The sequence below is a fragment of the Ruegeria sp. F5 genome (assembly GCF_056533845.1).
Map to the genome: position 1 here is coordinate 148,681 of NZ_JBQFOU010000008.1, position 14,235 is coordinate 162,915.

The following is a 14,235-nucleotide window of genomic DNA, read 5'->3' on the forward strand; positions in this document are numbered from 1 at the left end:
TCCCCAGTTGAAGGAGCGAGTCGCACTGTCGTTAAAAATCGCGGCCAATTTGTGGCCGCGAGACGGAGTGATTGTGGTTGAAAGAGGGTGACGTTAGGTCAGCCTGCCATGGCAGTGCTTGAACTTCTTGCCCGATCCGCAGGGGCATTTGTCGTTGCGCGACGGGTTGCCCCAGGTCGACGGATCGTTTTCGTCAAAGCCGGGCAGGGCGTCGCCCGAAGCTTCGGCCTCGGCCACCGCTTCGGCCCGATCCGCCGCCTGATCGACAGCCTTTTGCGCCTGCGCCTGTTGCGCGGCCATCTGGGCCAGCATTTCCTTTTGCTCTTCCTCGGTCAGCGGGCGCACGCGTGACAATTGCTGGGTCACGGTTTCGCGCAAGGAATCCAGCATGCTTTCGAACAGCTGGAAGCTTTCATTCTTGTATTCATTCAGCGGGTCGCGCTGGGCATAGCCCCGGAAACCCACGACCGAGCGCAGATGTTCCAGCGTCAGCAGATGCTCGCGCCATTTGCCGTCGATGGTCTGCAGCAGCACCTGTTTTTCGATGTTGCGCATGTTCTCGGGGCCGAAGGCGACGGCCTTCTGCGCCATCATCTCATCAGCCGCCTTGACCAGACGCTCGCGCATCTGTTCGTCATCGACGCCTTCCTCGGCGGCCCAGTCCTGAACCGGGGCGTCGATGGTCAGCTTGTCCTTGACCGCTTCGTGCAGGCCATCGGTATCCCACTGATCGGCATAAGATTTCGGCGGCATATATTCGTCGATCAGATCGTCGATCACCTGCTCGCGCATGTCCGAGACGATCTCGGACAGGTCATCCGCCGACATGATCTCGCGCCGCTGGCTGAACACCACTTTCCGCTGATCGTTCATCACGTCGTCGAATTTCAGAACGTTCTTGCGCATGTCAAAGTTGCGCCCTTCGACCTTGGACTGGGCGCGTTCCAGCGATTTGTTAACCCAGGGGTGGATGATCGCCTCGCCCTCTTTCATGCCCAGCGTGGTCAGCACCTTGTCCAGCCGTTCCGAGCCGAAGATGCGCATCAGGTCGTCTTCGAGGCTCAGGTAGAACACGGTGCGGCCCGGGTCGCCCTGACGGCCCGAGCGGCCCCGCAGCTGGTTGTCGATGCGGCGGCTTTCGTGCCGTTCCGAGGCCATGACGTACAGTCCGCCGGCCTCGAGCACTTTTTGCTTTTCTTCCGAATGGCGCGCCTCTTCCGCGGCGCGCAGGTCGGCGGGGTCGGCCTCGGGGTTTTCGGCCAGCGCCTGCAGCACCTTCATTTCCACGTTGCCGCCCAGCTGAATGTCGGTGCCGCGCCCTGCCATGTTGGTGGCGATGGTCACCGCGCCCAGACGGCCCGCATCGGCCACGATCTGCGCTTCCTGCTCGTGCTGGCGGGCGTTCAGAACGTTATGCTCGATGCCCTCTTTCTGCAGAAGCTGGCTCAGCAGTTCCGATTTCTCGATCGAGGTGGTGCCCAGCAGAACCGGCTGGCCGGTTTCCTGCGCCTTTTTGGTTTGTTCGATCATCGCGCCGTATTTCTCGGCAGCGGTGCGATAGACCTGATCGTCCTTGTCTTCGCGGGCAATCGGCTTGTTGGTCGGAACCTCGACCACGCCGAGGCCGTAGATTTCGGCAAATTCCTCGGCCTCGGTCAGCGCGGTGCCGGTCATGCCGCCCAGCTTGTCATACAGGCGGAAGTAGTTCTGGAAGGTGACACTGGCCAGCGTCACGTTTTCCGGCTGAATCTGCACGCCTTCCTTGGCTTCGATGGCCTGATGCAGACCCTCGGACAGGCGGCGGCCCGGCATCATCCGGCCGGTGAATTCGTCGATCAGGACAACGTTGCCGTCGCGGACGATGTAATCCTTGTCGCGCTGGAACAGCTTATGCGCGCGCAGGCCCTGATTGACGTGGTGCACGACCGTGGTGCTTTCGGGATCGTACAGCGAGTGGCCTTCGGGGATCAGGCCGTTGGCCAGCAATTGCTGTTCCAGGAATTCGTTGCCTTCGTCGGTGAAGGTCACGTTGCGCGATTTCTCGTCCAGCGTGAAGTGATCGTCGCCCAGCGATGGGATCAGCGCATCGATGGCGGTATACAGCTCGGACCGGTCCTGCGACGGCCCCGAGATGATCAGCGGCGTCCGCGCCTCATCAATCAGGATCGAGTCGACCTCGTCCACAATCGCGAAATTGTGGTGCTTCTGATAAACCTGCTCCAGATCGGCCTTCATGTTGTCGCGCAGATAGTCGAAGCCAAGCTCGTTATTGGTGGCATAGGTGATATCGCTGGAATAGGCGGCCATCTTTTCGGCATCCGCCTGACCGGACCAGATCACGCCGGTGGTCATACCCACGGCACCAAACACCTTGCCCATCCATTCCGCGTCACGCTTGGCCAGGTATTCGTTGACGGTGACGATATGCACGCCCTTGCCGGTCAGCGCGTTCAGATAGGCGGGGAAGGTGGCGACCAGCGTCTTGCCCTCACCCGTCTTCATTTCCGAGATGTTGCCCTGGTGCAGGAACACGCCGCCCATCAGTTGCACGTCAAAGGCGCGCAGACCCAGCGCGCGTTTGGCCCCTTCGCGGACATTGGCAAAGGCTTCGGGCAACAGGCTATCCAGGCTTTCCCCGTCCAGCGCCCGCTGGCGCAGCTCGGCGGTCTTTTCGGTCAGCGCCTCATCCGGCAGATTCTCGAACTCGGGCTCCAGCGCGTTGATCTTTTCGATCAGGGGGCGGGTCGCCTTGATCTTGCGGTCGTTCGGTGTTCCGAACACCTTTTTGGCGAGCGTTCCGAGTCCCAGCATGTTCACTCCAGCGGATCTGTTCTTGTCTTGGTTGCGACAGACTTGCCCACCTTGCGCGCAACCCATAGATACGGGGGGTGAAAGGCGGCCCTGTCCAAGGCTTCAAGGCGATGTAAGCGGCAGGTTCTGAAGTGTCAACGCCGCGCCCTGTCGCGGCAAAGAAATAGGATGATTCCATGCCCAAAGGCCTCACTTTTCTGCCATCGCTGGCGCTGACCGCCGTGATGGCGCTGCCGCTGGCCGCCCAGACCGCGCCCGATGCCGCCACGGTTGTCGCCCGAGTGAACGGGGATGAGATCACATTGGGTCACATCATCGCCACCGCATCGGCCCTGCCGGCGCAATACCAGCAACTGGAAGATGACGTTCTGTATGATTTCATCCTCGAACAGCTGATCCAGCAGGAGCTGCTGAGCCAGCAGCAGGACGATCTGTCAACACAGGGCGCGCTGACGCTGGACAACGAAAAACGGTCCCTGCTGGCGGTTCAGACCGTCAACACCGTGACGGACGAGGCCGTGACGGATGAGACGGTCCAGGCCGCCTATGACGCGCAATTCGCCGATTTTGTGGGCGAGGATGAGTTCGACGCCAGCCACATTCTGGTCGAGACCGAGGACGAGGCCAAAGACATCAAGACGCAACTGGATGACGGTGCGGATTTTGCAGAACTGGCGCGCGAGAAATCCACCGGTCCGTCGGGTCCCAGCGGCGGCGCGCTGGGCTGGTTCGGCAAGGGCCAGATGGTGCCAGAGTTCGAAGCGGCCGTGCTGGGGCTGGAAAAGGGTCAGGTCTCGGACCCGGTGCAGACCCAGTTCGGCTGGCACCTCGTCATCCTGAACGACACCCGCAAAACCGAAGCGCCCGAGTTGGCCGACGTGCGGGGTGAGCTGGTTCAGACCCTGCAGCAAGAGGCGGTTCAGGCCCGCATCGACGAACTGACCCAGCAGGCGCAGATCGAGCGCCCGGCCCTGGACGGCGCGGGCCCCGAGATCATGCGGCAACTGGACCTGATTCAGGAGTAACCCCGTGGCCACGATTACCAAAGTTTCCCCGCTGGCCCCGGCGGCCTTTCCAGAACTGCCCGCGATTGACGGTGTGCGCTTTGCCACCGTCGAGGCGGGCGTGCGCTATCAGGGCCGGACCGATGTGATGCTGGCCGTGCTGGATCCGGGCACGTCCGTGGCGGGTGTTTTCACCCGTTCGGCCACCCGCGCGGCACCGGTGCTGAACTGTCAGGACAAGATCGGCGGACCCAGCGACGGGCCTGCGGCGATCCTGGTGAATTCGGGCAATGCCAATGCGTTTACCGGCCATTATGGCCAGACCTCGGTCGCCGAGGTGACGCAGGCGGTTGCCGAGGCCACCGGTGTACCGGTGGAACGGGTCTTTACCTCGTCCACCGGGGTGATCGGCGAACCGCTGCCGCATGACCGGATCGTGGCGCAGCTTGAAGCGCTGAAAACGGGCCTCAGTCGCCATGCCATCGAGGATGCGGCGCGGGCGATCATGACCACCGATACCTTCCCCAAGGGCGCGTCTGCACAGGTCGAGATTGACAGCAAAACAGTCTCTGTTGCGGGGATTGCCAAGGGGTCGGGCATGATCGCGCCCGATATGGCGACGATGCTGGTCTATATCTTCACCGATGCGCAGGTCGATCAATCCGCCCTGCAGGCGATGCTGGGCGCGCAGACGGACCGCACGATCAACTGCATCACCGTGGACAGCGATACCTCGACCTCGGACAGCCTGCTTTTGTGCGCGACCGGGGCTTCGGGCGTCGATGCCACCGGCAACGCGGCTTTTGCCGAAGCTTTGGAAACGGTCATGCTGGACCTCGCGCAACAGGTGGTGCGCGATGGGGAAGGGGCCACGAAATTCGTGGAAATCCGCGTGACCGGGGCGGCGACGGACGCCGATGCCAAGACCCACGGGCTGGCCATCGCCAATTCGCCGCTGGTCAAAACCGCCATCGCGGGCGAGGATCCGAACTGGGGCCGCATCGTCATGGCCATCGGCAAATCCGGCGCAGCTGCGGACCGCGACCTGCTGAGCATTTCCTTCGGAGACATCCTGGTGGCCGAAAAAGGCTGGGTCAGTCCCGATTACCGCGAAGAAGATGCTGCTGCCTACATGAAAGGTCAGGACCTTATCATCGCGGTCGATCTTGGACTGGGCGAGGGGAAATCCACCGTCTGGACCTGCGACCTGACCCATGGCTATATCGAGATCAACGCGGATTATCGCTCGTGAAGCCGGAGCAATTCCAGCAAAAGTGGAGCCCGGTTTTGCGTCCGGGATTGCGACCATGAAGACAGTTCTGGTGTCTGCGGTGGCTCTGATCGATGTCGAGGGCCGGGTGCTGCTTGGGCAACGCCCCGAGGGCAAGTCGATGGCCGGTCTCTGGGAATTCCCCGGCGGCAAGATCGAGCCCGGCGAAACCCCCGAAGCCGCCCTGATCCGCGAATTGCACGAGGAATTGGGCATCGACACCTGGGCCTCCTGCCTCGCACCGCTGACATTTGCCAGCCACAGCTATGATGAGTTCCACCTGCTGATGCCGCTATTCGCCTGCCGCAAATGGGAGGGCATTCCGCAGTCGAAAGAAGGACAGGCGTTGAAATGGGTGCGGGCGAACGATCTGCGGAACTATCCGATGCCGGCGGCGGATGTGCCGTTGATCCCGATATTGCGGGATTGGTTGTGAATGCGGAGCGTAAAGATGGCCTAGTGCTGCGTTTGCCGAAAACTCAGATCGGGTGCATTGGAGAGCTTTGCTGGAATGTCTAAGGTCAATTTTTCCCAATTAACTGTCGCTGAACGCAGTAAAATCGCAAAGCGGGCGCGTCGCAATATCGGCTCTGAGATCACCCTTATTCTGTCTGCTGGTTTTGCCGTGCTGATGGTCGCATTGTTTTGGTTTGGTGACCTTACATTCTTACCTTTAGCCGAATTTTTGCAGATACGCCCTACGGTTACGTGGGTTTTGTTGGCGGCACTTTTGGCTATTGTCATCGCTTCAATCCATGGCTTGATCGGGTCGAGAAGGATCGCTTTTGCTCGACAACTTGAGTTTGAGTTAAGTCAGTTCGAAGAGGCCAAAAAGAAACAAGAACAAGATATGAAAATCGTGACGATGAGAGAGGCTGAGAAAGGACGTTGCAAGGAAGAACTTTGAAAGACAAGTTTTTTCTGCGGCTAAGTTGTCTTGCGAAAAATAGGAAAAACCCTCCTCCACCCCTGTTACAATTCGTAAGAATTGAGAAAACATCAGGCAAAACTTGATGCTGATCGTGCAGGCACCCCGTAATCGGGGCATTGGCGTTCGGGTCTGACCCGAACCCGCCATTTCCGGCCCGGGGAGGGGCCGGATGGGGAGGAGAGGAAGATTGGCTCAGATGCAGTCAAGCGCTGAAGGGATGGCCTCCCTTCCGGCGCTGTTACACCGCAATGCGACGCAGTTCGGGGATGCTCCGGCGTATCGGGAAAAGGAATTCGGCATCTGGCAATGCTGGTCCTGGGCCGAGACGGCCAGGGAAATCCGCGCGATTGCGCTCGGTTTTCTGGAACTGGGCGTTGAGAAGGGCGACCATATCGCCGTCATAGGCCGCAACCGTCCGGCGCATTACTGGTCGATGGTGGCGGCGCAGATGGTCGGCGCGGTGCCGGTGCCGCTGTATCAGGACTCGGTCGCGGAAGAGATGGCTTATGTGCTGGAACATTGCGGCGCGAAATATGTCGTCTGCGGCGATCAGGAGCAGGTCGACAAGGTCATCGAGATTCAGGAAAACCTGCATCAGGTCAAGCACATCCTCTATACCGACAAGCGGGGGATGCGGAAATACGACCATTCCCAGATGAACGCGCTCGAGGACATCATGGCCGAGGGCAGCGCCGGGCACGCGCGGTTCGATGCGGAACTGGACAAGCGTATCGCCGCGATCACCTATGACGATACCTGCGTGATGCTCTATACCTCGGGCACGACCGGAAAGCCCAAGGGCGTGGTGCTGTCGAACCGGAATGTCATCGAAAGCGCCAAGAATTCGGCCGAGTTCGATCACCTGACCCGGAACGAGGATATCCTGTCCTACCTGCCGATGGCCTGGGTGGGGGACTTCATCTTTTCCATCGGTCAGGCCTATTGGTGTGGTTTCTGCGTGAACTGCCCCGAAAGCGCCGACACGATGATGACCGACCTGCGCGAGATCGGGCCGACATACTTTTTCGCGCCGCCGCGCGTGTTCGAGACTCAGCTGACCAATGTGATGATCCGGATGGAGGATGCGGGCAAGCTGAAGCAGCGGATGTTCCACCACTTCATGGCCCATGCCAAGAAGGTCGGCGGGTTGCTGCTGGATGGCAAGCCGGTGGGCTTTGGCGACAAGCTGAAATACGCGCTGGGAAATCTGCTGGTCTACGGTCCGCTCAAGGACACGCTGGGCTATGGACGGTTCCGCGTGGGATATACCGCGGGGGAGGCGATCGGCCCGGAAATCTTTGACTTTTATCGCTCTCTGGGCATCAACCTGAAACAGCTTTACGGCCAGACCGAAGCCACGGTGTTCATCACCGTGCAGCCCGATGGTGAGGTGCGCGCGGATACGGTTGGCGTTCCGGCGCCGGATGTTGAGCTGAGGATCGACGACAAGGGCGAGATTCACTACCGCTCGCCCGGTGTGTTTGTCGAGTATTACAACAACCCGGACTCGACCGCCTCGACCAAGGATGCCGAGGGTTGGGTGGCCACCGGCGATGCCGGGTTCATCGAAGAAGGCTCGGGCCATCTGCGGATCATCGACCGGGCCAAGGATGTGGGCAAGATGGCCGATGGCTCGATGTTTGCGCCGAAATATGTCGAGAACAAGCTGAAATTCTATCCTGACATCCTTGAGGTCGTGCTGTTCGGCAACGGCAAGGATCGCTGCGTAGCTTTCATCAATATCGACCTGACGGCGGTGGGAAATTGGGCCGAGCGCAACAATGTGGCCTATGCGTCTTATCAGGAGCTGACGGCCAATCCGCGTGTGTTAGAGACGATCAGGGCCCATGTGGAAGAGGTGAACAAGTCGGTTGCCGCGGACGAGATGCTGTCGGGCTGTCAGGTGCACCGCTTTGTGGTTCTGCACAAGGAGTTGGACGCCGATGATGGCGAGATGACCCGGACCCGCAAGGTGCGGCGCGGCTTTGTCGAGGAGAAGTTCCACGACATTATCGATGCCCTTTATGATGGGTCGCCCAGCGTCTCTACCACCACGGAAGTGACCTATGAGGATGGCCGCAAGGGCTCGATTTCCGCAACGCTCGAGATTGTCGATGCGCCGGTTGTGTCGGTGGCGCAGCATAAGGTGGCAGCGGAATGAGGGCCGTTCGAGCGCCGCTCGACCCGCGGTCATCGCCCCGCCCGCCGTCCCGTTTTTTGGCTGGGATGGTTGCGACAGTATTGGCGGGTGCGGCTTGCGCGGCGGAGACGCAGAATGGACAAGATGCTGCTCTTGAAACCTCGGTAGACGTTTTTGATCGCTACTGCGTTCCGGCCTTGGTTAATGATGGCGGGTTGCGCCCGGATCTTGACCCGGCGGAACATGATCCATCGCAGAAGCGGATCGTCAATGCGTGGTGGGCCAGCCCGTTCAGCCTTCTGAAAGAACTGAAAACGCCCAACGGATATCGCGGCTGTCAAATTGAGCCGGTTCCCACGGCTGCGTCCCCTGAACGACCATCACCCGGGGTTCTAACCGAGCTGCAGCATCGGTTTGATGAATGGGCAGATGCGCAAAAGACTCAGAGCGTTTTTTCCGACGTGCCGCTCTGTTCGGAACCGCCGACGGCCTATCAGAGGGTGTTGGAAACACGCGTGCCGAATCCTGACGGAAACTATGTGAAAGTTTTCATGGCAGTGTTTGATGATCCCCGGAACTTCTTCATTGTAGCAGCAGAATCCGGTCCGACACCCCATTCCTGCGAGGAGGGACGTTAAAGATATGCTGGATAACTCCGAAGGATATGTCACCGAAGACGGCCGCAAGATCGGCGGTGTGGTGATGGAGATGAAGAACATCACCCTGCGGTTCGGCGGTGTGGTGGCGATCAAGGATATCTCGTTCGACATCCGCGAGGGTGAAATTCGGGCCATTATCGGGCCGAACGGGGCGGGCAAGTCCTCGATGCTGAACGTGATCTCGGGCTTTTATGTCCCGCAGGAAGGCGAGGTCTGGTTTCACGGGGCCAAACGCCCGCCGATGCGGCCCTTTGAGGTGGCGCAGCAGGGCATTGCGCGGACGTTTCAAAACATCGCCCTGTTCGAAGGGATGAGCGTTCTGGACAACGTGATGACCGGGCGGTTGGGTTTCATGAAGACCAACATCCTGCAGCAGGCCTGGTGGAAGGGCAAAGCCGAGGCGGAAGAGACCGAGAACCGTGAGGCGGTCGAGAAGATCATCGACTTTCTCGAAATCCAGCACATCCGCAAGACGCCTGTCTCGCGCCTGCCCTACGGCCTGAAAAAACGCGTCGAACTGGCGCGGGCCTTGGCGGCGGAGCCCAAGCTGCTGCTGCTGGACGAGCCGATGGCCGGGATGAATGTCGAAGAGAAAGAGGACATGAGCCGCTTTATCCTCGACGTGAATGACGAATTCGGCACGACGATTGCCCTGATCGAACACGATATGGGCGTGGTCATGGACCTGAGCGACCGGGTGGTCGTGATGGACTACGGCAAGAAGATCGGTGACGGCACTCCGGATGAGGTGCGCAGCAACCAGGAAGTCATCGACGCCTATCTGGGGGTCAGCCATGACTGATATCCGGGCAGAAATCTGGGGAGGCACCTATGCCTGAACAACTCGTATTCGCGATGGAGGTCATCCTCAACGGTCTGATGGCCGGGGTGCTGTATGCGCTGGTCGCGCTGGGCTTTGTGCTGATCTACAAGGCCTCGGGGATTTTCAATTATGCCCAAGGGGTTATGGCGCTGTTTGCGGCGATGACGTTGGTCGGGATCATGAACGGACAGGTGCCCTTTGCGCATCTGATCAACGCGATCTTCGGCACCCATGTGCATTATTTCGGCTGGAACGTTCCGGCGCTGCTGGCAATCATCCTGACCATGGCGGTGATGGTTCTGCTGGCCTGGGCGGTGCAGCGGTTCGTGATGCGGCATCTGGTCGGGCAGGAGCCGATCATCCTGTTCATGGCGACCATCGGGCTGGCCTATTTCCTTGAGGGCGTGGCCGATCTGATGTGGGGGTCCGAGATCAAGACGCTGGATGTGGGCCTGCCGCAGGGCATCAACCTGTGGATTGATGAAAGCACGTTCAACATCTTCGGCTACGGCTTCTTTATCGACAATCTGGATATCGTGGCGACGGTGATTGCGGCGCTTCTGGTGGCGGCGCTGGTGGCGTTCAGCCAATACACCAAACAGGGCCGGGCGATGCGCGCGGTGGCCGATGACCATCAGGCGGCTTTGTCGGTGGGAATCTCGCTGAACTTCATCTGGATCATGGTCTGGTCGGTGGCAGGGTTTGTCGCGCTGGTCGCGGGCATCATGTGGGGCACCAAATCGGGCGTGCAGTTTTCGCTGTCGCTGATCGCGCTCAAGGCGTTGCCGGTGCTGATGCTGGGCGGGTTCACCTCGATCCCCGGCGCCATCGTCGGCGGGCTGATCATCGGTGTGGGCGAGAAGCTGTTCGAGTTTGCCATCGGCCCGATGGTCGGCGGCGCGACCGAGAACTGGTTTGCCTACGTGCTGGCGCTGATCTTTCTGGTGTTCCGGCCGCAGGGCCTGTTCGGCGAGAAGATCATTGAGAGGGTGTAGGGCATGACCAAGCTGCTCGCCATCATCAACGTGATCGCATGGGCGGGGTTCTGGGCCTTTGGCTATATCGCGCTCACCTCGGATGATCTGAGCGTAGGCCAACTGACCGTCGCGGCGGTTCTGGCCTTTGCCGGGCTGATCATGGGGGTTCTGGCCTATCTGAAACTGGTGCGCGCGTCCGAGGCCACCGGATACGCCAAAGGCTCCAACCAACTCGACACTGAGGCCCGCAACCGGGCGCAGGAAGAATGGGGAAAGTAAGACATGTTCTATCGTGAGGCCGGGGACTTCAAAGTCTCTTACGTGGATGACAGCCAGACCTTCCCGATCAAATTTGACCGGTATCGTTATTATGTCGTTCTGGCGGTGGCGTTCGGGATCATCCCCTTCATCATCAACGATTACTGGGCCAACGCCCTGCTGCTGCCGTTCCTGATCTATGCCATCGCCGCGATCGGGCTGAACATTCTGGTGGGCTATTGCGGGCAGGTGTCCTTGGGCACCGGCGGGTTCATGGCCGTGGGGGCCTATGCCTGTTATAAGCTGATGACTGCCTTTCCGGATGTCAGCATGTTCATCCATATCATCCTTGCCGGAGGCATCACGGCCATTGTCGGCGTGTTGTTCGGCCTGCCGTCCCTGCGGATCAAGGGGTTCTATCTGGCGGTGGCGACGCTTGCGGCGCAGTTCTTCCTTGTGTGGCTGTTCAACCGGGTGCCGTGGTTCTACAACTATTCGGCCTCGGGCCAAATCAACGCGCCAGAGCGCGATGTGTTCGGCATCATCATCACCGGCCCCAACGCGCCCGCATGGGCCACCTACCTGTTCTGCCTGATCTTCCTGACCCTCTGCGCCCTGATTGCGCGCAACCTGACGCGCGGCACCACGGGCCGGAAATGGATGGCGATCCGCGACATGGACATCGCCGCCGAGATCATCGGGGTGAACCCGCTGAAGGCCAAGCTGACGGCCTTTGCGGTCAGCTCCTTCTTCGTCGGCGTCTCGGGCGCGTTGTTCTTTGCGGTCTATCTGGGCGCGGTCGAAGTCGGCGAGGTGTTCGGCATCCAGAAATCGTTCCTGGTGTTGTTCATGATCATTATCGGCGGATTAGGGTCTATTTTCGGGTCCTTTGCCGGCGCGGCGTTTCTGGTGCTGCTGCCGGTGGTGCTGAAGCTGATCGGCGTCGATGTGCTGGGCTGGCCCACCGATATCGTGGCGCATCTGCAACTTGTAGTCGTCGGCGCGTTGATCGTGATGTTCCTGATCCTGGAACCGCACGGGCTGGCGCAGCTGTGGCGCGTCGCGAAAGAGAAACTCAGACTCTGGCCGTTCCCGCATTAGGGCCGGCCCAATCAAAAGACGGGTGGCAAGCCCGAAACCCAACATCGGATCAATCAAGGGAGGAGACACCCGATGAAGAAGAAACTGGCAACCATGGCGCTGGGCGCCCTGATGGCTGCAGGTCCCGCACTGGCGGATCTGGTTATCCCGTCGCTCAGCTATCGCACCGGGCCTTTCGCAGCGGGTGGTATTCCGTTTGCAGATGGGTATGCGGACTATTTCACCATGCTGAATGAACGGGATGGCGGCATCGGTGGCGTTCCGATCCGTCTGATCGAATGTGAGACCGGCTATACAACGGAAAAGGGCGTTGAATGCTACGAGTCCACCAAGAATGAAGGCTCACTGGTGTATCAGCCGCTGTCGACGGGCATCACCTATCAGTTGATCCCAAAGGTCTCTGCCGATGGCATTCCATTGCAGACCGTTGGCTACGGACGGACCTCGGCGGCCAATGGTGACGTTTTCAAATGGGTATTCAACTACCCTGCGAATTACTGGAACGGTGCGTCGGGTGCGGTGAACCACATTCTTGAGGAAAACGGCGGTGACATCAGCGGCAAGAAAGTGGCGCTGGTCTATCACAACTCGGCCTATGGCAAAGAGCCGATCCGTACGCTGGAAGAACTGTCCAAGAAACACGGGTTCGAACTTGCCTTGCTGCCTGTCGATTCCCCCGGTCAGGAACAGAAGTCGCAATGGCTGCAAATCCGACGTGACCGGCCGGATTATGTGGTTCTCTGGGGCTGGGGCGTGATGAACCAGGTCGCCATTCAGGAGGCTGCCAACATCCGCTTCCCGATGGAGAACTTCATCGGTGTCTGGTGGTCCGGGGCCGAGCCGGACGTGTTGCCGTCTGGCGAAGCATCGAATGGCTACAAGGCGCTGGCCTTTACAGCGACCGGGGACAACTTCCCTGTCTTTGAGGACATCAAGAAATATGTCCACGATGCCGACAAAGCCGCCGGTGCGGGCGACAAGGTTGGAACGGTGCAGTATAACCGCGCCGTCTATTCGGCGATGCTTGCTGCCGAGGCCATACGGAAAGCGCAGGAAATCCACGGCGTTGCAGATATCACGCCTGCCATGATGCGCGACGGTATGGAAGCTCTGAGCATCACCGATGAGCGCATGGCCGAGCTGGGGATGAGCGGGTTTGGTCCGACATTCGATGTCAGCTGTGAAAACCACGGCGGTCCGGGACTGGTTGCCGTCACCCAATGGGACGCAACCGCGCAAGAGTGGAATGTCATTTCGGATTTCAAACCGACTGACACCGAAGTTATCGGGGCGCTGATCGCCGAGGATTCTGCAGCCTATGCCGCAGAAAACAACATCGAAGGGCGCTGCAGCTAAGGCGCTTTGATATCCGGGGCGGTGGTGCGTTGCCGCCCCGACCCAAACACAAGGCATGAGGACACGCGCTGATGCTGGATGCGGCACAAACCACCGACGTGCAGGCCGAAACCCTGCTTGAAGTGAACAATATCGAGGTGATCTATAACCACGTCATCCTCGTGCTGAAAGGTGTCAGCCTGACGGTGCCCAAGGGCGGCATCACCGCGCTGCTGGGCGGCAACGGGGCGGGCAAGACCACCACGCTCAAGGCGGTGTCGAACCTGCTGCATTCGGAACGGGGCGAGGTCACCAAAGGCTCGATCAAGTATCGCGGCACCAGCGTGCATGAAAGCGACCCCGCCGATCTGGTGGAAAAAGGCGTCATTCAGGTGATGGAAGGCCGCCACTGTTTCGAACATCTGACGGTCGAGGAAAACCTGCTGACCGGAGCCTATACCTGCAAGGATGGCTCAGCCGCGATTCAGCAGGATCTGGAACTGGTCTACAATTATTTCCCGCGTCTGAAGGAACGCCGCCGGAGCCAGGCGGGCTATACCTCGGGCGGGGAACAGCAGATGGTGGCGATTGGCCGGGCGCTGATGTCGCGGCCCGAGACGATCCTGCTGGATGAGCCTTCGATGGGGCTGGCGCCGCAGCTGGTCGAAGAGATTTTCGGCATCGTGAAGGATTTGAACGAGAAAGAGGGCGTCTCGTTCCTGCTGGCCGAGCAGAACACAAATGTGGCTCTAAGGTTTGCCCATTACGGCTATATTCTGGAATCGGGCCGGGTGGTGATGGACGGCCCCGCCGCCGAACTGCGCGAGAACCCGGACGTCAAGGAATTCTATCTCGGCATGTCCGAAGAGGGGCGCAAAAGCTTCCGGGACGTGCGCTCGTACCGCCGCCGCAAACGGTGGCTGTAA

General features: G+C 59.9%; 13 protein-coding genes. 12 read left to right on the forward strand and 1 reads right to left on the reverse strand.

The features are described 5' to 3' along the window. Positions 1-93 precede the first annotated feature (93 nt). Entirely contained in the window at positions 94-2,811 is a 2,718-nt protein-coding gene (gene secA, locus ACR0K1_RS14190) for a preprotein translocase subunit SecA (RefSeq protein WP_480611915.1), read from the reverse strand. Positions 2,812-2,987: 176 nt separating this feature from the next. On the opposite strand from secA, the gene ACR0K1_RS14195 reads away from it, so the two are divergent. The 12 genes from ACR0K1_RS14195 to ACR0K1_RS14250 all read left to right on the forward strand — a co-directional run bounded on the left by ACR0K1_RS14195 (position 2,988) and on the right by ACR0K1_RS14250 (position 14,235). Beyond that, positions 2,988-3,836 (forward strand): peptidylprolyl isomerase, encoded by an 849-nt coding sequence (locus ACR0K1_RS14195; RefSeq protein WP_480611916.1) that lies wholly within the window; start codon positions 2,988-2,990, stop codon positions 3,834-3,836. Between the two features lie 4 nt (positions 3,837-3,840). Continuing rightward, on the forward strand, positions 3,841-5,067 hold the full coding sequence (gene argJ, locus ACR0K1_RS14200; RefSeq protein WP_480611917.1) for a bifunctional glutamate N-acetyltransferase/amino-acid acetyltransferase ArgJ: 1,227 nt from the start codon (positions 3,841-3,843) through the stop codon (positions 5,065-5,067). A gap of 55 nt (positions 5,068-5,122) precedes the next feature. Then, entirely contained in the window at positions 5,123-5,521 is a 399-nt protein-coding gene (gene mutT, locus ACR0K1_RS14205; protein WP_480611918.1) for an 8-oxo-dGTP diphosphatase MutT, read from the forward strand. Between the two features lie 75 nt (positions 5,522-5,596). Next, entirely contained in the window at positions 5,597-5,992 is a 396-nt protein-coding gene (locus ACR0K1_RS14210) for a hypothetical protein (protein ID WP_480851112.1), read from the forward strand. A 241-nt stretch (positions 5,993-6,233) separates the two neighbouring features. Then, complete coding sequence (locus ACR0K1_RS14215; RefSeq protein ID WP_480851113.1) at positions 6,234-8,177, forward strand: AMP-binding protein; 1,944 nt, start codon at positions 6,234-6,236, stop codon at positions 8,175-8,177. 65 nt (positions 8,178-8,242) lie between these two features. Beyond that, on the forward strand, positions 8,243-8,794 hold the full coding sequence (locus ACR0K1_RS14220) for a hypothetical protein (RefSeq protein WP_480611921.1): 552 nt from the start codon (positions 8,243-8,245) through the stop codon (positions 8,792-8,794). Positions 8,795-8,798: 4 nt separating this feature from the next. Next, positions 8,799-9,617 (forward strand): ABC transporter ATP-binding protein, encoded by an 819-nt coding sequence (locus ACR0K1_RS14225; protein WP_480851114.1) that lies wholly within the window; start codon positions 8,799-8,801, stop codon positions 9,615-9,617. 29 nt (positions 9,618-9,646) lie between these two features. Continuing rightward, the gene (locus ACR0K1_RS14230; protein WP_480611923.1) at positions 9,647-10,633 is read left to right on the forward strand and encodes a branched-chain amino acid ABC transporter permease; all 987 of its coding nucleotides are present in this window, start codon (positions 9,647-9,649) and stop codon (positions 10,631-10,633) included. A 3-nt stretch (positions 10,634-10,636) separates the two neighbouring features. Next, positions 10,637-10,894, forward strand: a complete 258-nt coding sequence (locus ACR0K1_RS14235; RefSeq protein ID WP_480851115.1) for a hypothetical protein — start codon at positions 10,637-10,639, stop codon at positions 10,892-10,894. A 3-nt stretch (positions 10,895-10,897) separates the two neighbouring features. After that, positions 10,898-11,974 (forward strand): branched-chain amino acid ABC transporter permease, encoded by a 1,077-nt coding sequence (locus tag ACR0K1_RS14240; RefSeq protein ID WP_480851116.1) that lies wholly within the window; start codon positions 10,898-10,900, stop codon positions 11,972-11,974. A 72-nt stretch (positions 11,975-12,046) separates the two neighbouring features. Then, the gene (locus ACR0K1_RS14245) at positions 12,047-13,330 is read left to right on the forward strand and encodes an ABC transporter substrate-binding protein (protein ID WP_480611926.1); all 1,284 of its coding nucleotides are present in this window, start codon (positions 12,047-12,049) and stop codon (positions 13,328-13,330) included. A gap of 71 nt (positions 13,331-13,401) precedes the next feature. After that, entirely contained in the window at positions 13,402-14,235 is an 834-nt protein-coding gene (locus ACR0K1_RS14250) for an ABC transporter ATP-binding protein (RefSeq protein WP_480851117.1), read from the forward strand.